At 55.7% G+C, this 19,915-nt stretch carries 16 protein-coding genes; 9 read left to right on the top strand and 7 right to left on the bottom strand.

Annotated features, from left to right (window positions below; translation table 11 throughout):
- Positions 1-66: 66 nt before the first annotated feature.
- From RT613_RS01090 to denD, 3 genes are read right to left on the bottom strand one after another with little or no spacing between them, the layout of a single operon-like run.
- Entirely contained in the window at positions 67-1,851 is a 1,785-nt protein-coding gene (locus RT613_RS01090) for an IlvD/Edd family dehydratase (protein ID WP_313612282.1), read from the bottom strand.
- 8 nt (positions 1,852-1,859) lie between these two features.
- A complete protein-coding gene (locus RT613_RS01085) occupies positions 1,860-2,756 on the bottom strand; it encodes an NAD(P)-dependent oxidoreductase (RefSeq protein WP_313612281.1) in 897 nt (298 codons plus the stop codon).
- Complete coding sequence (gene denD / locus RT613_RS01080) at positions 2,756-3,739, bottom strand: D-erythronate dehydrogenase (RefSeq protein WP_313612280.1); 984 nt, start codon at positions 3,737-3,739, stop codon at positions 2,756-2,758. The genes RT613_RS01085 and denD overlap by 1 nt, the downstream gene beginning before the upstream one ends.
- Positions 3,740-3,946: 207 nt before the next feature.
- On the opposite strand from denD, the gene RT613_RS01075 reads away from it, so the two are divergent.
- From RT613_RS01075 to RT613_RS01050, 6 genes are all read left to right on the top strand, one after another.
- Positions 3,947-5,389 carry an FAD-binding oxidoreductase gene (locus tag RT613_RS01075; protein WP_313612278.1) on the top strand — a complete coding sequence of 481 codons (1,443 nt, stop codon included), beginning with the start codon at positions 3,947-3,949 and terminating at the stop codon, positions 5,387-5,389.
- 131 nt (positions 5,390-5,520) lie between these two features.
- Positions 5,521-6,237 carry a FadR/GntR family transcriptional regulator gene (locus tag RT613_RS01070; protein ID WP_313612276.1) on the top strand — a complete coding sequence of 239 codons (717 nt, stop codon included), beginning with the start codon at positions 5,521-5,523 and terminating at the stop codon, positions 6,235-6,237.
- A 259-nt stretch (positions 6,238-6,496) separates the two neighbouring features.
- Positions 6,497-7,657 carry a fumarylacetoacetate hydrolase family protein gene (locus RT613_RS01065; RefSeq protein WP_313612274.1) on the top strand — a complete coding sequence of 387 codons (1,161 nt, stop codon included), beginning with the start codon at positions 6,497-6,499 and terminating at the stop codon, positions 7,655-7,657.
- A 116-nt stretch (positions 7,658-7,773) separates the two neighbouring features.
- Complete coding sequence (locus tag RT613_RS01060) at positions 7,774-8,304, top strand: TRAP transporter small permease (protein WP_313612272.1); 531 nt, start codon at positions 7,774-7,776, stop codon at positions 8,302-8,304.
- Between the two features lie 3 nt (positions 8,305-8,307).
- A complete protein-coding gene (locus RT613_RS01055; RefSeq protein WP_313612271.1) occupies positions 8,308-9,585 on the top strand; it encodes a TRAP transporter large permease subunit in 1,278 nt (425 codons plus the stop codon).
- Between the two features lie 42 nt (positions 9,586-9,627).
- Positions 9,628-10,635 (top strand): TRAP transporter substrate-binding protein, encoded by a 1,008-nt coding sequence (locus RT613_RS01050; protein ID WP_313612269.1) that lies wholly within the window; start codon positions 9,628-9,630, stop codon positions 10,633-10,635.
- Positions 10,636-10,707: 72 nt separating this feature from the next.
- Here the strand turns inward: RT613_RS01050 and acs are convergent, their stop codons facing one another.
- Positions 10,708-12,666 (bottom strand): acetate--CoA ligase, encoded by a 1,959-nt coding sequence (gene acs / locus RT613_RS01045; RefSeq protein WP_313612268.1) that lies wholly within the window; start codon positions 12,664-12,666, stop codon positions 10,708-10,710.
- A gap of 229 nt (positions 12,667-12,895) precedes the next feature.
- Between acs and RT613_RS01040 the strand changes: the two genes are divergently transcribed.
- On the top strand, positions 12,896-13,600 hold the full coding sequence (locus tag RT613_RS01040) for a DUF1013 domain-containing protein (RefSeq protein ID WP_313612267.1): 705 nt from the start codon (positions 12,896-12,898) through the stop codon (positions 13,598-13,600).
- A gap of 162 nt (positions 13,601-13,762) precedes the next feature.
- On the opposite strand, the gene RT613_RS01035 is transcribed toward RT613_RS01040, so the two are convergent.
- The 3 genes from RT613_RS01035 to tesB all read right to left on the bottom strand — a co-directional run bounded on the left by RT613_RS01035 (position 13,763) and on the right by tesB (position 16,605).
- On the bottom strand, positions 13,763-15,124 hold the full coding sequence (locus RT613_RS01035; RefSeq protein WP_313612266.1) for an ammonium transporter: 1,362 nt from the start codon (positions 15,122-15,124) through the stop codon (positions 13,763-13,765).
- A gap of 25 nt (positions 15,125-15,149) precedes the next feature.
- Entirely contained in the window at positions 15,150-15,500 is a 351-nt protein-coding gene (locus RT613_RS01030) for a P-II family nitrogen regulator (RefSeq protein WP_192490490.1), read from the bottom strand.
- A gap of 214 nt (positions 15,501-15,714) precedes the next feature.
- Positions 15,715-16,605: an acyl-CoA thioesterase II gene (tesB, locus tag RT613_RS01025; RefSeq protein WP_313612264.1), complete on the bottom strand. Its 891-nt coding sequence runs from the start codon at positions 16,603-16,605 to the stop codon at positions 15,715-15,717.
- An 84-nt stretch (positions 16,606-16,689) separates the two neighbouring features.
- Between tesB and RT613_RS01020 the strand changes: the two genes are divergently transcribed.
- A complete protein-coding gene (locus RT613_RS01020) occupies positions 16,690-17,904 on the top strand; it encodes a ubiquinone biosynthesis hydroxylase (protein ID WP_313612263.1) in 1,215 nt (404 codons plus the stop codon).
- 741 nt (positions 17,905-18,645) lie between these two features.
- The coding region (locus RT613_RS01015) for a helicase-related protein (protein WP_313612520.1) at positions 18,646-19,915 on the top strand (1,270 nt) is incomplete at its 3' end.

Below are 19,915 nucleotides of genomic sequence, written 5' to 3'. Positions count from 1 at the left end.
CGGCAATAAGGTTTTGATAGATGGTCATTTAAAAACATGCTCCCTGTTCATGCTCGGACCTTGCGGTCAATGGTTGTGCCGCGGCATCTTCTCGGCGATACGACGAAAATCTGCTGCACCTTCCAGAATTGCACCATCCGAAAGCTGGGTAACCGACTTTCGATAGATGCGCTGCCACGGCGTGGCATCTGCCGGAACCGGAGGAATGCCATCAGCCTTGCGGCGGGCAATCTCCTCGTCCGGGACGAGCATATTGCATTCTCCGCGGTTAAAGTCGATGCGGATAATGTCGCCCGAGCGCAACCAGGCCAATCCGCCGCCCGCTGCACTTTCAGGTGACGCGTTGAGAATGGAAGGGCTGTCGGCGGTGCCGGACTGGCGTCCGTCGCCAATGGTCGGCAGGCTGGTAATACCGCGCTTCAACAGTGCATCCGGTGGCTGCATGTTGACCACTTCGGCAGAACCCGGCCAGCCAAGTGGACCTGCGCCGCGAATGACCAGAATGGTGCGTTCATCGATATCCAGCGACGGATCGTTGATGCGGGCGTGGTAGTCTTCGGAACCATCAAAAACCACCGACTTGCCCTGGAAAACACCTTCATTGCCCGGTTCGCTCAGATAACGCTGGCGGAATTCGTCAGAAATTACGCTGGTTTTCATGATCGCAAAGTTGAACAGGTTGCCCTTGAGAACAAGGAAACCTGCGCGTTCTTTCAGCGGTGCATCGTAAGGCAGGATGACGTCACGGTCTGTCGACTGCCGACCCTCGAGATTTTCACCCATGGTCTTGCCTGTCACGGTGCGACAGTTGCCATCCAGTTTGCCGGCCTGCAGCAATTCCCACATGATCGCCGGTGTGCCGCCTGCGCGATGGTATTTTTCACCAAGCCACTTGCCGGCCGGCTGTACATTGGCCAGCAATGGAATATCGTAACCGTGAACCTGCCAGTCCTCTTCCTTCAGCTCGACACCGGCATGCTGTGCCATGGCGGCAAGGTGCGGCTGCGCATTGGTGGAACCACCAATCGCGGAATTGACGCGAACGGCGTTGAGGAAGGATTCGCGTGTCAGAATGTCGGATGGTTTGATGTCTTCGATCACCAGTTCAACGGCGCGGCGACCGGTGCGATAGGCCATCTGGCCACGCTCGCGATAGGCAGCCGGAATGGCGCCACAGCCGGTCAGCGACATGCCAAGTGCTTCTGCCATGGCGTTCATGGTCGAGGCGGTGCCCATGGTGTTGCAGTGGCCAACCGATGGTGCCGATTCGAGTGCCGCTTCCAGAAATTCTTCGCGGGTAATTTCGCCGGCACCATATTTGCGGCGCATGCGCCAGATCACGGTGCCGGAGCCAACGAGATCACCTTCGTGATAACCGTCGAGCATCGGTCCACCGGACAGCACGATTGCTGGAATGTCGACCGTGCTGGCGGCCATCAGGGCCGATGGCGTGGTCTTGTCGCAGCCGGTGGTCAGAACCACACCATCAAGCGGGTAGCCGTAGAGAATTTCCACCAGGCCGAGATAGGCGAGGTTACGGTCGAGCGCCGCTGTCGGGCGTTTGCAGTTCTCGAAAATCGGATGGGTTGGGAATTCAATCGGAATACCACCGGCATCACGAATGCCGTCACGCACGCGCTTCACCAGTTCGACATGGACGCGGTTGCACGGCGTCAGATCGCTGCCGCTTTGGGCAATGCCGATCACCGGTTTGCCGGACCGCAGTTCTTCCGGCGTCACGCCATAGTTCATGAAGCGCTCGAGATAGAGCGCTGCCATGTCGATGTGATCGGGGTTGTCAAACCAGTCCTGCGAACGCAAGCGGCGTTTTCCGGTAATCTCTTGGGCCATGGCGCAGCTCAGTCCTTCTGGCGGTTGTTCAGTTTTTCAAGGTGGATCAGCAGGCCGCTATGATCGATATCGGCGCCGCCGTCACTAACAAAATCGGCAAACTCCTGACGAACCTGTGCCGTCAACGGCAAGTCAAGCGACAATTGCTCTGCCATGGCCATGACGCCATTCAGGTCCTTGAGCTGGAATTTGGACGGGCCACCGGGCACGAAGTTGCGCTTCACCATGCGCTCGCCATGCAGTTCCAGAATGCGGCTTTCAGCAAAACCGCCACGGATGGCGTTGCGGAAGCCTTCGCGAGACGCGCCACCGGCTTCCACCAGCATCATGGCTTCCGCCACCGCACCAATCGTTACGGCAACAATCTGCTGGTTGGCGAGCTTGCAGAGCTGTCCGGCACCCGAAGGGCCGACATAGGTCACGCGGCCCATGGCAGCAAAAACATCTGCCAGGCTGGTAACGATTTTTTCGTCGCCACCAGCCATGATGGCCAGTGTGCCGGCCGTTGCGCCGGGAACACCGCCGGAAACCGGGGCGTCAACATGGGCAAGGCCCAGTTCTGCCAGTTTGCTAGCGTGTTCGCGGGCAATTGGTGGTGCAATCGAGCTGCTGTCGATGATGATGGCGCCCTTGTTCAAGGCGGCTGCGACACCCTTGTCAAACAGCACTTCACCAACAGCCTGCCCGTCGCTCAGCATGGTTATGACGATGTCTGCACCCGTGGCAGCCTCTGCCGGGGAGGGTGCCAGGATCGCACCATGCGCTACCAAAGCCTCAGCCTTTTCAACGCTGCGGTTCCAGACACGCACGGTAAACCCGTTCTTCAACAGGTTGTGGGCCATCGGACCGCCCATGAGGCCGGTGCCGATAAATGCGATTGTTGCCTTCCCTCCCACGCTGCTCATCAGATGTTACCGCCCAGTTCGTCTTCGATATGGGCGCGGATGATCTCTTCGAAGGAGTTTTCAGCCGTAAAGCCCAGTTCGCGGGCGCGCTTGGCTTCAAAGCCGGGGGCCCAGCCATCGCACATGCGCATGATCATTTCGTTCGGTTCGCGGCGAATGAGGCCAACAGCCTTGTCACCGGCAACCTTGCGAAGGGCTTCGATCTGTTCGCCAACCGTGGCGCTAAGGCCTGGCATGGAGATGTTGCGGCGTGGGCCAACCTTGGCAACGTCGATGGTTGCGCCATGGATCAGGAAGCCAACGGCGGAGCGTGGCGATGCATGCCAGTGGCGAACGCTTTCTGGAACAGGCAGGACTGCTTCCTGTCCAACAAGTGGCTCGCGCAGAATGTTGGAGAAGAAACCGGACGCGGCAGCATTTGGTTTGCCGGGACGAATGCAGATGGTTGGCAGGCGAATGCCGATACCGTCAAAGAAACCACGACGGCTGTAGTCGGACAGCAGAAGCTCGCAAATTGCCTTCTGGGTGCCGTAGCTGGTCAGCGGGGTGGTGTGGAATTCATCCGGGATCGGATAAGGCAGTGGTGCGCCAAACACTGCGATCGACGAAGTGAAGACGACGCGTGGCTTGTAGCCGTCCGTGCCATGGGCAATGCGAATGGCATCAAAGAGATAGCGAGTGCCATCCAGGTTGATGCGGTAGCCCTTGTCGAAGTCCAGCTCGGCTTCGCCCGATACGATGGCGGCGAGGTGGAAAATCACGTCCGGACGGCTTTCAACCAACTTTTCAGCTTCGCCTGTCGCCGAAAGATCGGCGGCGCGGGTTTCAACAGCACCGGTAAAGCCAGCTGGCTTTTCTGGCTGAATAACGTCCAGCAGTGTAAACTTGTCGATGGATTTGCCGTCCAGAGCACCGTCACGGACCAGACGTTCCGTCAGCTTGCGGCCAACCATGCCTGCGGCGCCAATAATTGCAATATGCATTCTATGCCTCCCTTTTCGTGTTTCACCCTTAACCTAATCCCGAGGTTGAAACACTTTGATTGCTGCATCGTGAGAAATTATCTTGTAGGGTTGTCTGATAACCTTATATGGTCGGTTTGAAAATAGTATTTTTCACGCACAGTCAAAAACGACCCGGCGGATGCCGCCTCTGTTGCGTGGGCAGGAACAGTTACAAGAGGGTAAGAGATGACCGACACGGTTGGCAGGACTGAGAGCCTGCGTGAAAAGCTCAAGGCTACGCTTGGCGAAGGTTTGGTTCTGACGTCGCAGGACGATATGCAGCGTTATTGCAGTGACTGGCACGGTGACGTGAACAGTTCTGCCATTGCCGTCATTCGTCCTCGTTCGACGCAGGATGTATCGGCAGCTGTTCGTGCCTGTGCCGAACTTGGTCTGGCGATTATTCCGCAAGGTGGCAACACCGGTCTCGTTCTCGGCGGTACGCCTGATGATCCTGAACACCAGGTCGTGATCAGCCTTGAGCGGATGAATGCCATTCGCGCCATCGATGCGGATGATTTTTCCGCAGTGGTTGAAGCGGGCTGCATTCTATCCGAGTTCAAGGATGCCGTGGCAGAAAAGGGCATGTTCTTCCCATTGTCGCTGGGCGCGCAGGGCAGCTGCCGCATGGGCGGCAATGTCTCCACCAATGCCGGCGGTATCAATGTTCTGCGTTATGGCATGACCCGTGAACTGGTGCTTGGTCTCGAAGTTGTCTTGCCGGATGGAACGATCTGGAACGGCCTTTCGACCCTGCGCAAGGACAATCGCGGCGTTGACCTCAAGCAGCTGTTCATCGGCGCTGAAGGTACGCTCGGGATCATTACTGCTGTTTCGGTCAAGCTCTATCCAAACCCGGAACATGTCGAAACGGCACTGCTTGGTCTCAACTCGCTCGATGATGCCATCAAGCTCTACCGTCGTGCTCGCCGCGAATGCTGTGACCTGATGTCGGCGTTTGAATTCATGCCGCCGGTTGCCTTCACGCTGGCAATCGAGGCGATCCCTGACCTGAAAATGCCGATTGCCGGCGACTATCCGGCCTATGTGTTGATGGAAATTTCCGGTTCGGGTCTGGTTGATACCGCTGACCTGATGGGTCGTTTCCTGGAAGGTGTGATGGAAGATGGTCTGGTGCTGGACGGCGTCATCGCCTCGTCGCGTGCACAGGCGCAATCGCTGTGGCTGTTCCGCGAAGGCATGAATGAAGGTCAGGCGCTTCGTGGTGCCCATATGCGCACCGACATCTCCGTTCCGCTGTCAAGGCTCGCCGAATTCGTGGCGGAAGCTGAGGCCGAGCTGAAGGCAAAACTGCCGGAATGCCTGGCTGTGTCCTATGGCCATGTCGGTGATGGCAACGTGCACCTCAACGTCCTGCCGCCAGATGGTTCCAGCCGCGAAGAGCGCGATTCCTACATCTACAAATCCAAGGTTCTGGTGAACGAGGTTCTGGATCGTTACGTCGGCAGCATCAGCGCCGAACACGGTATCGGCCGCCTGAAGCGTGGTGATTTCGAAGCGCGCCTGCCAGATGTTCAGCGTAACATGATCATGAACTTGAAAAAGGCCTTCGATCCGGAGTTTCGCATGAATCCTGGTTGCCAGATTACCCTGCAACCGGATAGCTAATAGTCGGAGGCGTTCAGGGGTGGCCCATGTGGCTGCTCCTGAATGATGTATAGACGGCAGGCGTGGGCTTGCCTTTCCGTTCAATCGCAAACCTTGCAAAGGGTTCGACGCTTTAAGGGCTGGGAGGCCGCATGTCGCTGGAGTTTAACCAGATTCATCGCAACGAACATCTGCCCGGCAGGATTGCGGCAGAGATCACGCGCGAAATTACCGAATCAAAACTTGGTCCTGGCGACAGGTTGCCGACCGAGCATATTCTTGCCAAGACTTTCGGCGTCAGCCGTTCGGTTATTCGCGAAGCTATCGCCCAGTTGCGCAATGAAGGTTATGTCGAGACCCGTCAGGGTGTCGGTGCCTTTGTCACGGATCCGCGCCAGCGGCTGTCCGTTCGCATCGAACAATCGGCGCTCAATGATCCGGAAAATTTCCGCGATCTGATGCAGCTTCGCATGTCGCTGGAAATCGATGCGGCTGGTCTTGCCGCACTTCATCACAAGCCTGAACATCTCGAAAAATTCGACAAGGCGATTTATGGCATGCGCAATGCCATCGAGTGGTCGAAGGATGGCGTGGAGGCCGATCTGGATTTTCATCGCGCCATGGCGGAAGCCACGGGCAATGAATATTTCCTTATTTTTCTGGGCTTTATTGCCCAGCGTATCAGTCTGGCCATCAATACCGCGTTCTCTCGCGCCGTCTATGGCGAGATCCTTGAAGTCACCATCAATGAGCATGTCGTTTTGCGTGACGCTATTGCATCGCGAAATGTCATGGTGGCGCGTGACGCCATGCGCAAGCACATCATGGGTGCTGCCAAGCGACTGAATATCGATCTCGACGTCTTCTGAGGCGCGAAGTTTTCAGTATTCTTGTAGGACGGGTTTCTGTTTTGGAAATGATGAAAGCTAGAAACTGTCGACAGCTTTTGTTGCAATTGCGATAATGCGTCGCACAATAAAAATTAACGCTTGCGACATTTTATAGGTGATGCGCTGGACTCGGCTCAAAAGTCATACTATGAAGATTGTCAAAAGCTTGTCAGACATCCAGACAATACGACTGCTTGGAGTGCAGCCTCTGGAATTGCCTGGGTGGGAGGAGAATAAAATGAACGACCGTTTGTCGATCACGACAGATATGATTTTGCCTGAAGATGCCGCATCTGCCGTGCTGGTTGGCCGCGTTTGGTCCAATGCTGCCAACGGTCCATGCCCTGTCGTCTTCAAGGATGGCAACCTTCACGACATCACGACAATTGCACCTGTCATGTCCGAGGTTCTCGAAAAGAAGAACCTTGTCGATTTGCTGTCTGATGTCTCCAAATTCCCGGTTCTCGGTGATCTGCAGTCGTTCCTTGATGGTGTTTCCGGTGAGCTTCTGGCTCCCAACGACCTGCAGGCCGTCAAGGCCGCCGGTGTGACATTCGCAGACAGCATGCTGGAGCGCGTGATTGAAGAGCAGGCCAAGGGCGATCCTTTGCGTGCTCAGGAAATCCGTGGTCGTCTCGCGCCTGTGCTGGGTGATAATCTCAAGGGTCTCGAAGCTGGTTCTCCCAAGGCCGCCGAGGTGAAGGCCCTTCTCCAGGACATGGGCCTGTGGTCTCAGTATCTTGAGGTTGGTATCGGCCCGGATGCGGAGATCTTTTCCAAGGCTCAGCCTATGTCCTCTGTTGGGTGTGGCGCGCTGATTGGCGTTCATCCGAAGTCCCAGTGGAACAACCCGGAGCCGGAAGTGGTTCTGGCGGTCACGTCAGAAGGACGTATCGTCGGTGTTGCACTTGGTAACGACGTCAACCTGCGCGACTTCGAAGGCCGTTCGGCTCTGCTGCTCAGCAAGGCCAAGGACAACAATGCGTCCTGCTCCATCGGTCCCTTCATCCGTCTGTTTGACGGCAAGTTTACGCTTGAAGATGTCAAGACATCGCAGATTTCGCTGGTTGTCGAAGGCGAAGATGGCTTCACCATGACGGGCGTCAGCCCGATGGAAGCCATCAGCCGTACGCCGGAAAATCTGGTTTCTCAGCTTCTCAACCGTGATCATCAGTATCCTGATGGTGCGGTATTCTTCCTCGGTACGATGTTCGCTCCGGTCAAGGATCGTCACGGGCCTGGTCTCGGTTTTACTCACGCAAAGGGTGACCGTGTGGAAATTTCCAGCCCGAAACTTGGCAAGCTCATCAATCGTGTGGCGTCCACGTCCGATTGCCCGGAATGGACATTCGGCACGGTTGCATTGATGCGCAATCTGGCGGCGCGCGGCTTGCTTTAAGACCTGCGGGTGTTTGAGAGACACCCGTTTTTTCGTTCTCAGTTCAAGCAGCAAAACGTTTTTGAAAGTATTTTTGTTCTTTCTACGTCCTGCTCATGTTTTCTCAGGGAGGGAAAATGCAAAAGGCGATCAATCTCTTCTATCGGCTTCTCGAGGTCATTCTGGTTGTCTTGCTTGCTGGCATGGCTATCATGGTTTTCGTGAACGTCGTCATGCGCTACACCATGAACTCCGGTATCAACGTGTCGGAAGAATTGTCGCGCTATTTCTTTGTCTGGCTAACCTTCATCGGCGCCGTTTTGACCTTCCGTGAAAACAGCCATATGGGCATTGAAACGATGGTCATGTTCCTGTCGCGCGGTAAGCGCATCTTCTGCATGATCCTGTCGAATATTGTCATTCTTGTCTGTTCGGGCATCTTCTTCTGGGGCACGTGGAAGCAGTCAGGCATCAATGCCAGCATGCATGCCCCGGTGACCGGTCTTTCGATGATCTGGGTTTACGGTGTTGGCATGTTCACGGGCGGCGGTCTCTTCCTGATTGCTCTAGAGCGATTGTTCCGGTTGGTGACCGGTCGGGTAACCGAAGAAGAAGTCGCTGCCTTCGCCGGTGAAAACCTGACAGTCGAACAGCTTTCGGAGCGCTGATACATGACCCTTCTTGTTTTTGTTGGCTCTCTGCTTGGAGCCATGGCGATCGGCGTTCCGGTTGCATTTTCGCTGATGTTCTGCGGTGTGATTTTGATGTGGTACATGGGTATGTTCAATACCCAGATCATCGCTCAGAACATGATCCAGGGCGCTGATACATTCACGCTGCTTGCCATTCCGTTCTTCATTCTTGCTGGTGAGTTGATGAACTCCGGTGGTCTGTCGCGTCGCATCATCGATTTCGCGATTGCGCTTGTCGGCCACATCCGTGGTGGACTTGGTATCGTGGCTATCGTTGCCGCTGTTATCATGGCAAGTATTTCTGGCTCGGCTGCAGCCGACACGGCCGCTCTGGCTGCTATCCTCATTCCTATGATGGCAAAGGCTGGTTACAATGTACCGCGCTCTGCCGGTCTCATTGCGTCTGGCGGTATCATTGCTCCGGTCATCCCGCCATCCATGGCCTTCATCGTTTTTGGTGTTGCTGCCAACGTTTCGATCACCCAGCTGTTCATGGCTGGTATCGTACCTGGGCTTTTGATGGGTATATCGCTGGTCGGCACATGGCTGTTTGTGGTGCGCAAGGACAATATTCAGCCTCTGCCGAAGACCAGCGGCAAGGAGCGGCTTAGTGCCACGTTTAAAGCGGGCTGGGCTCTCGGCATGCCGGTTATCATTCTCGGTGGTATCAAGGCCGGCATCATGACGCCGACGGAAGCTGCTGTCGTTGCTGCTGCATATGCCTTATTTGTCGGCGTGTTCATTTACCGCGAACTCAAGCCTTCCGACCTTGGCCATGTGTTCCTGCGTGCAGCAAAAAGCACTGCCATCATCATGTTCCTGGTTTGCGCAGCGCTGGTTTCTGCCTGGCTGATTACCGCTGCCAACATTCCAAACGAAATTGTCGGTTACATCGAGCCGCTGATCGACCGTCCGATTTTGTTGATGTTTGCGATCATGGTATTGGTTTTGATCGTGGGCACCGCGCTGGACCTGACTCCAACGATCCTGATCCTGACACCTGTTCTGATGCCAATCATCATGAAGGCAGGTATCAATCCGGTGTACTTCGGCGTGTTGTTCATCATGAACACCTGTATCGGTCTTATCACCCCACCTGTTGGCGTTGTCCTGAACGTCGTCAGTGGTGTCGGTCGCGTCCCACTCGGCAAGGTGACGGTTGGTGTTGTGCCGTTCCTGCTTGCCCAGGTCGCCGTACTGTTCCTTCTGGTTCTGTTCCCGGACATCGTATTGGTGCCGTTGAAATACCTTCGTTAATCGTCAACCCGCTTTCTCGCTAACCGTCCAAGGGAGGATATTATGAGAAAACTTCTTCTGACCACCACCGCATTTGCTTTTGCAGTTGGCGCTGCAGCACCAGCCTTCGCGGAATTCAACGATCGCAACATCCGCGTTTCGAACGGCATCAACCAGGACCACCCGGTTGGCAATGGCATCGAAGCCATGCAGGCTTGCCTTAACGACAAGACAGGCGGCAAGCTGAAGCTGACTGCATTCTGGGGTGGCGCTCTTGGTGGCGACCTGCAGGCAACGCAGGCACTGCGTTCCGGCGTTCAGGAAGCTGTTGTGACCTCGTCTTCTCCGCTGGTTGGCCTTATCCCGGCTCTCGGCGTATTTGACCTGCCGTTCCTGTTCGGAAACGCAAAAGAAGTCGACGCCGTTGTTGATGGTGCATTCGGCGACATGATGAACAAGAAGCTGGAAGAGCAGGGTCTCGTAAACCTTGCCTACTGGGAAAACGGTTTCCGTAACCTGTCCAACTCCAAGCAGGCTGTTAACAAGTGGGAAGACTTTGCGGGCATGAAAGTGCGCGTGATGCAGAACAACATCTTCCTCGACACCTTCCAGAACCTCGGCGCCAACGCAACGCCAATGGCTTTCGGTGAAGTGTTCTCGGCTCTGGAAACCCACGCTATCGACGCGCAGGAAAACCCCTACGTGACCATCGATACGTCGAAGTTCTACGAAGTTCAGAAGTTTGTGACGGAAACGAACCACGCGTACACGCCGTTCCTGTTCCTCTTCTCCAAGCCGATCTTCGACAGCTACACCGCTGAAGAGCAGGCTGCCCTGCGCGAGTGCGCTGTTGTTGGCCGTGACGTGGAGCGCAAGGTTATCCGCGAACTGAACCAGAAGTCTCTGGAGAAGATCAAGGAAGCTGGTCTGCAGGTCAACACGCTTTCGCCAGAAGAGCAGACCCGTATTCGCGAGAAGTCGGCTGTTGTTTACGAAAAGCACAAGGCTGAAATCGGCGCTGACGTTGTTGACGCCGTTCTTGCTGAACTGAAGAAGGTTCGCGGCGAATAATCCTGCCGTATTGACCTGAAAAAACCCGGCTGCCTTTCGGTAGCCGGGTTTTTTGTTGTGTGGGTTTTGCCCTTAGGCCGCTACGGCCTTGTTCTGTCGGTTGGCGATGAGATCGTCGACCACGGCCGGATCGGCAAGGGTCGATATATCGCCGAGCGAACCGAAATCATCCTCGGCGATTTTGCGCAGGATGCGGCGCATGATCTTGCCTGAACGGGTTTTCGGCAAGCCGGGCGAGAACTGGATCTTGTCCGGTGTGGCAACAGGTCCAATTTCGTTGCGGACATGTTTGACCAGTTCGGCACGCAGCGCGTCGTCACCGACCTGGCCGGCCATCAGTGTCACATAACAATAGATGCCTTGACCCTTGATGGAATGCGGATAACCGACCACGGCAGCTTCCGACACCAGATGGTGCGACACGAGTGCGGATTCGACTTCCGCTGTTCCCAGACGGTGGCCGGAAACGTTCAGCACGTCATCGACACGTCCGGTGATCCAGTAATAGCCGTCCTCGTCGCGGCGGCAGCCGTCGCCGGTGAAATATTTGCCCTTGTAAGTGGAGAAATATGTTTCCACAAAACGGTTGTGGTCGCCGTAAACCGTTCTCGCCTGTCCCGGCCAGCTGTCAGTGATGCACAGGTTGCCATCGGCCGCACCTTCCAGCACGTTGCCCTCGGCATCAACCAGTTGCGGTTGCACACCAAAGAATGGCCGCGTTGCGGAACCCGGCTTGAGGTCCGTTGCGCCGGGCAGCGGTGAAATCAGAATGCCGCCGGTTTCCGTCTGCCACCATGTATCGACAATCGGGCTCTGGTCCTCACCCACAACGTGATAATACCATTCCCATGCCTCAGGATTGATTGGTTCGCCAACCGAACCCAGCAGGCGCAGGCTGGAGCGGGACGACCGTTTGACGAAGTGGTCACCAGCGCCCATCAGTGAGCGAAGCGCCGTTGGTGCGGTATAGAAGATATTGACCTTGTGTTTGTCGATCACTTCCCAGAATCGACCCTGATCCGGGAAATTCGGTACACCTTCAAACATCAGCGTTGTCGCGCAGTTGGCGAGCGGCCCGTAGACGATATAGGAGTGACCCGTCACCCAGCCGACATCAGCGGTACACCAGTAGATATCGCCGTCCTTGTAATCGAACACATATTCATGCGTCATCGACGTATAGACGAGGTAACCGCCCGTCGTGTGCAGCACGCCCTTTGGCTTGCCGGTTGAGCCGGAGGTATAAAGTATGAACAGCGGGTCTTCCGCACGCATCTTCACCGGCTCGCAATGCGGTTTCACACTGGCAGTTTCCTGATGGTACCAGAAGTCACGGCCCGGTGCCCAGCCTGTCTTGCCACCCGTGCGGCGCACCACCAGCACCTTGTTGACAATAACATACTGCTTCGCGGCGATATCGATGGCGGTGTCGGTGTTTTCTTTCAGTGGAATGGGCTTGCCGCCGCGCACGCCTTCATCGCAGGTGATCACGAAGGTCGATTGGCAGTCGACGATACGGCCAGCAAGCGCTTCGGGTGAGAAGCCACCAAACACCACCGAGTGGATGGCGCCGATACGGGCGCAGGCCAGCATCGCATAGGCTGCTTCCGGGATCATCGGCATGTAGATGGTGACGCGATCACCCTTCTTGACGCCATGCTTCTTCAGCACGTTGGCCAGGCGGCATACTTGTTCGTACAGCTGATTATAGGTGATCTTCTTGTCGATATAGGGGTTGTCCCCCTCCCAGATGATGGCGGTGCGTTCACCATGGGTCTTCAGGTGGCGGTCAATGCAGTTATAGGAGACATTGGTCAGGCCATCCTCGAACCACTTGATCGGTACCTTGCCTTTAAACGAGGTATTCTTGACCTTGGTGTAGGGTTTGAACCAGTCGATACGGCGGCCGTGCTTGTCCCAGAACTTCTCCGGATCTTCAACGCTTTCCTGATACCATTTCTGGTAGCGGTCATTATCAATCAGTGTCCGGGTTTTGGCCGCTTTCAACACTGGATAGATCTTGGCTGACATGAACTCCTCCTAAAAGCATTACGTCAATTTCGGTTCGGAGACTCCCACCTCCGATATGTGTTCAATTCATAACACTTCGGCCACGCACGGCAATTAGACAAAGGTCATTTGTGTCCTAAAGAATTGCAATTTCGATACAATACGTTTATAGAGCAGACATATCCCGGAAATTGGTGGTTAATATCCACGGCCCGCGACACCGGAGCGGACGGACAGAAGGACTGTATCCATGGCTCAAACACTGCTTATGCCGAAGGCAACTGCCGTATGGCTGGTTGATAACACTGCACTGTCGTTCGATCAGATCGCGACATTCTGCAAGTTGCATCCGCTTGAGGTGAAAGCGATTGCCGATGGTGAAGCTGCACAAGGCATCAAGGGCCTCGACCCTATTGCTACGGGCCAGTTGTCGCGCGACGAGATCGTTCGCGGTGAAGGCAACCCAAACCATAAGCTGAAGCTCTCCGAGCCGAAGGTTCGTGTACCGGAATCCAAGCGTCGTGGCCCGCGCTACACGCCGGTTTCCAAGCGTCAGGACCGTCCGAATGCCATTCTGTGGCTGGTGCGTAACCACGCAGAACTGAAGGATGCGCAGATTTCGCGACTGGTTGGTACCACCAAGTCGACAATCGAACAGATCCGCGACCGTACCCACTGGAACTCTGCGAACCTGACACCGATGGATCCGGTGACGCTTGGCCTGTGCAGCCAGATCGATCTGGACCTTGAAGTAGAACGCGCATCGCGCGGTCGTCCGCTGCCAACTGCAGAAGAGCTGGATGCGACGCTGCAGCCGGCAGCACAGACCGAAGGTCTGGACTTCAGCTACCAGCGCGAAGAAGAAAAAGAGATCGACGCAGACGCTGTGTTCGCCAAGCTGGCATCGCTCAAGTCTACCAAGAATGACGACGAAGATGAGGATGATCGTTTCTGATCATCTGCCGTCGAAAAACGGAATTGAGAAAACCCCGGTGATGAGCCGGGGTTTTTGTTTGGCTATCTGACGGTTACCCATTGGTTCACAAAAAAACCGCCCCGAAGGGCGGTTTCAAGAGGTTCCTGATGTGAAGTTGGAGCCCCACGCCAGGAACACATCTTAGTTGTGGTAAGCGGCTTCGCCGTGAGAAGCGAGGTCAAGACCTTCGCGTTCTGCTTCAACCGGTACACGTAGACCAACAACGAGGTCGACGATCTTGTACAGGATGATGGAAACGATCGTGCACCATACGATGGTGATCAGAACAGCAACGATCTGTGTCCAGGTCTGGGATGCGATCGAGAAGTCTTCTGCACCGGTACCACCAAAGACAGGAGCGGTGAGGATACCCGTACCAACAGCACCGATGATGCCGCCAATGCCGTGTACGCCGAATACGTCAGCGGTATCGTCGTAACCGAACTTGCTCTTCACAACGGAAACGAAGAAGTAGCAAACCGGGGAAACGATGAGGCCGAGGATGATTGCGCCCATTGGACCAACCGAACCGGCAGCCGGTGTTACGGCAACCAGACCAGCGATCATGCCCGAAGCAGCGCCCAGCATGGAGGCTTTGCCGCGGGTGAAGGTTTCAACCAGCGACCAGGAAACGATAGCGGCAGCGGTTGCCAGGAAGGTGTTCATGGTGGCGAGAACTGCACCGCCCGAAGCTTCCAGGTTGGAACCGGCGTTGAAGCCAAACCAGCCGACCCACAGCATGGCAGCGCCAACCAGGGTCAGTGTCATGGAGTGAGGAGCCATCATGTCCTTGCCAAAGCCTGTGCGCTTGCCAACCATGATTGCGCCGATCAGACCAGCAATACCGGCGTTGATGTGAACAACCGTGCCGCCAGCGAAGTCGAGAGCGCCCATGCCGAAGATAAGGCCGTTTGCGTCCCAGACCATGTGTGCGATCGGGAAGTAAACGAAGGTGCCCCACAGAACGGTGAACAGGATGACTGCCGAGAATTTAACGCGTTCTGCGAATGCGCCAACGATCAGGGCAGGTGTAATGGCAGCAAAGGTCATCTGGAAGATGATGAAGCTGAACTCAGGGATGACGACGCCATCCGTGAAGGTCGCAGCCGTGCTGTCAAGCGTTACACCCGACAGGAACAGCTTGCCGAAGCCGCCGAAATAGGCGCTGGTCGAGCCGCCGAAAGCGAAGGAGTAACCGTAGATGACCCAAACGAGCATCATGGTTGCGCCGACGACGGTGCACTGCATCAGAACGGAAAGCATGTTCTTGGCACGAACCAGACCGCCGTAAAACAGCGCCAGGCCCGGCACAAGCATGAACAATACCAGGATGGTGGCCAGGAACATGAAGGTTGTGTCGGCCTTGTCTGGAACCGGAGCGGCAGCGGCTGCTTCGGCAGCAGGTGCAGCAGCTTCCTGCGCAAAGGCAACAGCGGGGGCAAGGAGTGCCGCCGTGCCGGCGCCCAACCGACCGAGAGAGGTAGAAATTCTTGAAAACGACATTGTATAAAACTCCCTGATCAGCCGATTACAGCGCTTCAGTGTTGGTTTCGCCGGTGCGGATACGGACTGCCTGCTCGATCGAGTAGACAAAAATCTTGCCGTCGCCGATCTGGCCCGTCTTGGCGGCGGAAGCGATGGCTTCGACGGCCTTTTCAACCACGTCCGAAGGAACGGCGATTTCGATTTTCAGCTTCGGCAGGAAGCTCACGGCGTATTCCGTGCCACGATAGATTTCCGTGTGTCCCTTCTGGCGTCCGTAACCCTTGACCTCGGTTACGGTCAGGCCCTGGATACCGACAGCGGTGAGTGCTTCGCGCACTTCGTCCAGCTTGAACGGCTTGATAATGGCCATCACAATTTTCATCAGGTTTCCCATCCTTTGTTTGTCCTCGGCGCGGAGCCGACTCTCCTTGCCGCTGGCGGATCATTGAACAGCGACCACTGCCTTACATTCAAGGCGCGTGCCAGTTTTGAGGATCGGGAATAAGTTATTGAAAAGTAAAAGATATATTCTTTAAGTCTGTTTTAGAGGCATTTGTTTGCACAATAATCGCGCAATAAATGTGCAATTTAAAATTTAAGCGCAAAAATTAATCATTTGCTCTTTTCCGAATCAAACCTTCCTGCGTAACCGACGCAATCAGCACGCCATCTCGCGTCATGATACTACCGCGCGTCAGTCCTCGCGCACCGGATGCACTGGGGCTGTCCTGTGTGTAAAGCAGCCAATCATCGAGCTTGCAGGGGCGGTGAAACCACATGGCATGGTCAAGGCTGGCGACCTGGATATTGGGGTCGAAGATCGTCGTGCCATGCGCATAGAGCGAGGTGTCGAGCAACGTCATGTCGGAGAGATAGGCGAGAACGGCTGCCTGGAAACAGCGATCATCCGGCACTTCGCCAACAGCCCGAACCCAGATATCCTGATTGGGCGGCAGCTTTTCATTGGAGATATAATGGGCCAGCGAAACCGGCTTGATTTCAATTGGCCGCTTGTTTTGCCAGTATTTGCGGATCATCGGCGGTGCCTTGGCCAAAAAAGCTTCCTGCAACTGGCTTTCGCTCAGAAGCGTTTCCGGAGCCGGAACCTTCGGTGCGGGCATCTGGTGGTCGTAGCCATCTTCCTCGATCTGGAATGAGGCCGACATCGAAAATATCGCTTCTCCATGCTGAATGGCGACAACGCGACGGGTGTTGAAGCTGGAGCCGTTGCGAATGCGCTCGACCTGATAGATGATCGGCACCGAGGGGTCACCGGGGCGCATGAAATAGGCGTGCAGTGAATGGACAAAACGATCCGCTTCCACGGTCCGACAGGCAGCAACCAGCGCCTGTGCAATCACCTGCCCGCCGAAAACCCGCTGCCAGCCAATTTGTGGGCTGGTGCCACGAAAAAGGTTTTCTTCCAGCTTCTCCAGGTCGAGTGTGGCGATCAGTTTTTGCATGGCTGATTTTTCAATCGGATCGGAATCATTCGACATTCAGCTTGGCTCCTGCTGTAGGAAGATGCATTTCCTTGGTCTATAGTGCCGGGGCGATATTCTCAAGAATGCAGGAGTTTCATTATGCTGGATGTGGTGATTGCCGGAGGCGGATATGTCGGACTTGCCGTTGCTGTCGCGATCAAGCAGGCCGCTCCGCATATGCAGGTTGAGATTGTGGAAGCCGCCCCGCAGGATGTCTGGAAAAAGGACATGCGCGCATCGGCAATCATCTCTGCTGCAACCCGAATGCTCGATGTTTTCGGTGTCTGGAATGAAATCGAACCGGAGGCAGAGCCGATCCGCAAGATGATCGTGACGGATTCCAAAACCACGGATCCGGTCCGTCCCGTGTTCCTGACCTTTGATGGTGAGGTCGAGGAAGGGCGTCCCTTTGCCCACATGATCCCCAATGTCGCAATCGTCAGTGCTCTGAGAGGTCTATGCGAGCGTCTGGGCGTGGCAATTCGCCACGGCGTGACCGTGTCCGGTTTCGTGACCGGTGCCCAAAGCACCAGCATCAGTCTTTCGGATGGCAGTGTTCTGGACGCCAAACTGCTGATTGCCTGCGATGGCGTGCGCTCCTCGCTGAGAGACATGGCAGGTATCAAGACCGTTCGCTGGGACTATGATCAATCCGGCATTGTCACCACGGTTGAACATGAACGTCCGCATAATGGTGTGGCTGAAGAACATTTCCTGCCGTCCGGCCCGTTTGCCATTCTGCCGCTCAAGGGCAACCGGTCGTCGCTGGTCTGGACGGAGCGCCGTGCCGATGCCGACAGGCTGGTTGCCGCTGATGACTTCGTGTTTGATGAGGAACTGGAACGTCGTTTCGGTCACAAGCTCGGTGTTGTCCGGGCGGTCGGCCAACGACGCGCGTTTCCGCTCGGTTTGACATTGGCCAGAGCATTCGTTGCGCCACGCTTTGCGCTGGCGGGGGACGCCGCCCATGGCATTCACCCGATCTCGGGGCAGGGCCTGAACCTTGGTTACAAGGATGTGGCCGCGCTGGCGGAAACAATCGTTGAGGCGGACCGACTTGGCCTCGACATCGGCTCGCTGAATGTTCTTGAACGTTATCAGGCTTGGCGGCGATTTGACACGCTGCGCATGGGCATCACCACCGATGTCCTGAACCGGCTGTTCTCAAACGACAGCACGCCTATTCGCATCGTACGCGATCTGGGGCTGGGGCTTGTTGACCGCCTGCCCTCGCTGAAATCCTATTTCATCGACCAGGCTGCCGGTCTTGCCGGAGAAAGCAGCCCGAAACTTCTGGCCGGGCAGCCGCTTTAACGGTCACTGTGTCACCAGTTCCGGTTTCAATTGCAGTCATCAAAGACGGTCCTTAGGGCCGTTTTTTGTTTCGCGCTGACAGATCGAACGGTCGTGCGGCTTCCATTCGGGGGCAGTAGGGAAGTTGGCGTTCCAAATGTTAACGGCGCCTACCAATTTCACGCTGCTGTCCTTGTGTTATCCACACAATCATATGGTTAACGAATTGTTTTTCTACCATATCTGGTGGAGAACAAACCGGGAAACATCGGATGTCTGTGATTCGTCAGCGATTCGTTCTCCATTTACTCCAAAGGTTAATGTGCAAGTGCAACGCGTCTGAGTGATTTTAGAAATTATCTTTATTTTACAGATGCTTATTTCTAAATCTGTTAAATTTTAACGGTCCGTTTACCAAGGTAAATGCGAGCGCGCCTCAAAGCGTCGCGTGTTCTTAACCGGATTCAGCATGTCGTGTCGGGCGACGATTCCAGAACCATATATTGCGGTGAACAAACCCTGAATCTCATGGAGTCAGCGATTCGTCGCTGATTCGTTCGCAGGCTGTTCCAAATGTTAATTCTGGCGGTGGTTTTCCGGATTCCGATTGGGTTTCGACTCGGAAAAATGCACATAGCCGCAAACATTTCTTGCCTTTGTTGCCAGTGATCGCCATGTGTTGTGTCACGCTTTCAGCGGATTGGTATCCGATGAAGTGACAGGCATGACCATCGCGCGGACAGTACGTTGAATTTTCAACCCATGATCTTGAGCGGGCGCGGCGTAACCGCCGTGCTCGGACCGACAAACACCGGCAAAACGCACTATGCTATCGAACGCATGGTGGCGCACGGCAGTGGGGTCATTGGTCTGCCTTTGCGTCTGCTGGCACGCGAGGTTTATACCCGCCTGGTCGAAAAGGTCGGTGTGGCCAATGTGGCCCTGGTGACGGGTGAGGAAAAAATCTCTCCGCCCAAAGCACGGTTTTCCGTTTGTACCGTTGAGGCAATGCCCCGCGAGACCAATGCGTCTTTTGTGGCCATCGACGAGGTCCAGCTGGCTGGCGATCTGGAGCGCGGGCATATCTTCACCGACCGTATCCTGCATTTGCGCGGTCGTGAGGAAACACTGTTTCTCGGTGCCGGTACCATGCGGCCCATCTTGCAGAAGCTGCTTCCCGGTATCACCATCGTTGAGCGTCCAAGACTGTCGCAGCTTTTTTATGCCGGTCAGAAAAAGATTACCCGCTTGCCGCAGCGCTCGGCCATCGTGGCGTTTTCTGCTGACGAGGTTTATGCCATCGCCGAGCTGATCAAGCGTCAGCGTGGCGGTGCTGCTGTGGTGATGGGGGCCCTGTCCCCCCGCACCCGTAATGCACAGGTCGGATTGTACCAGGAAGGCGATGTCGAATATCTGGTGGCAACTGACGCCATCGGCATGGGCCTGAACCTCGATGTTGACCACGTTGCTTTCGCGCAGGATCGCAAATTTGACGGTTACCAGTTCCGCGACCTGAACCCGGGCGAGCTGGGGCAGATCGCTGGGCGTGCCGGACGCCATTTGCGTGACGGCACCTTTGGAGTGACCGGGCGGGTTGACCCGTTTGATGAAGAGCTGGTGGAACGGATCGAAGCGCATGAATTCGATGCGGTGAAAGTTCTGCAGTGGCGCAGCAAGGCGCTTGATTATTCCTCGATCGGCAATTTGCGCACCAGCCTCGAGGCAGCGCCTGTTCTGCAGGGGCTTTCACGTGCCTTGCCGGCTGTGGACCAGCAGGCGCTTGAATATCTTGCCCGTTATCCGGAAATCATTGATCTGGCCACTACCCCCGAGAGAGTGGAACGGCTATGGGAAGCATGTGCACTGCCTGACTACCGGCGAATCACTCCTGCCCAGCATGCTGACCTGATTTCGACACTTTATTTCGATCTCGTTCGTCGCGGCACGGTCAACGAGGATTTCATGGCCGAGCAGGTGCGCAGAGCCGACCGGACCGATGGCGAAATAGATACGCTGTCGGCACGGATTGCAC

The sequence above is a fragment of the Agrobacterium sp. genome, from assembly GCF_032092815.1.
Lineage (GTDB): Bacteria > Pseudomonadota > Alphaproteobacteria > Rhizobiales > Rhizobiaceae > Agrobacterium.
This window is presented reverse-complemented; position numbering and strand designations above follow the sequence as displayed.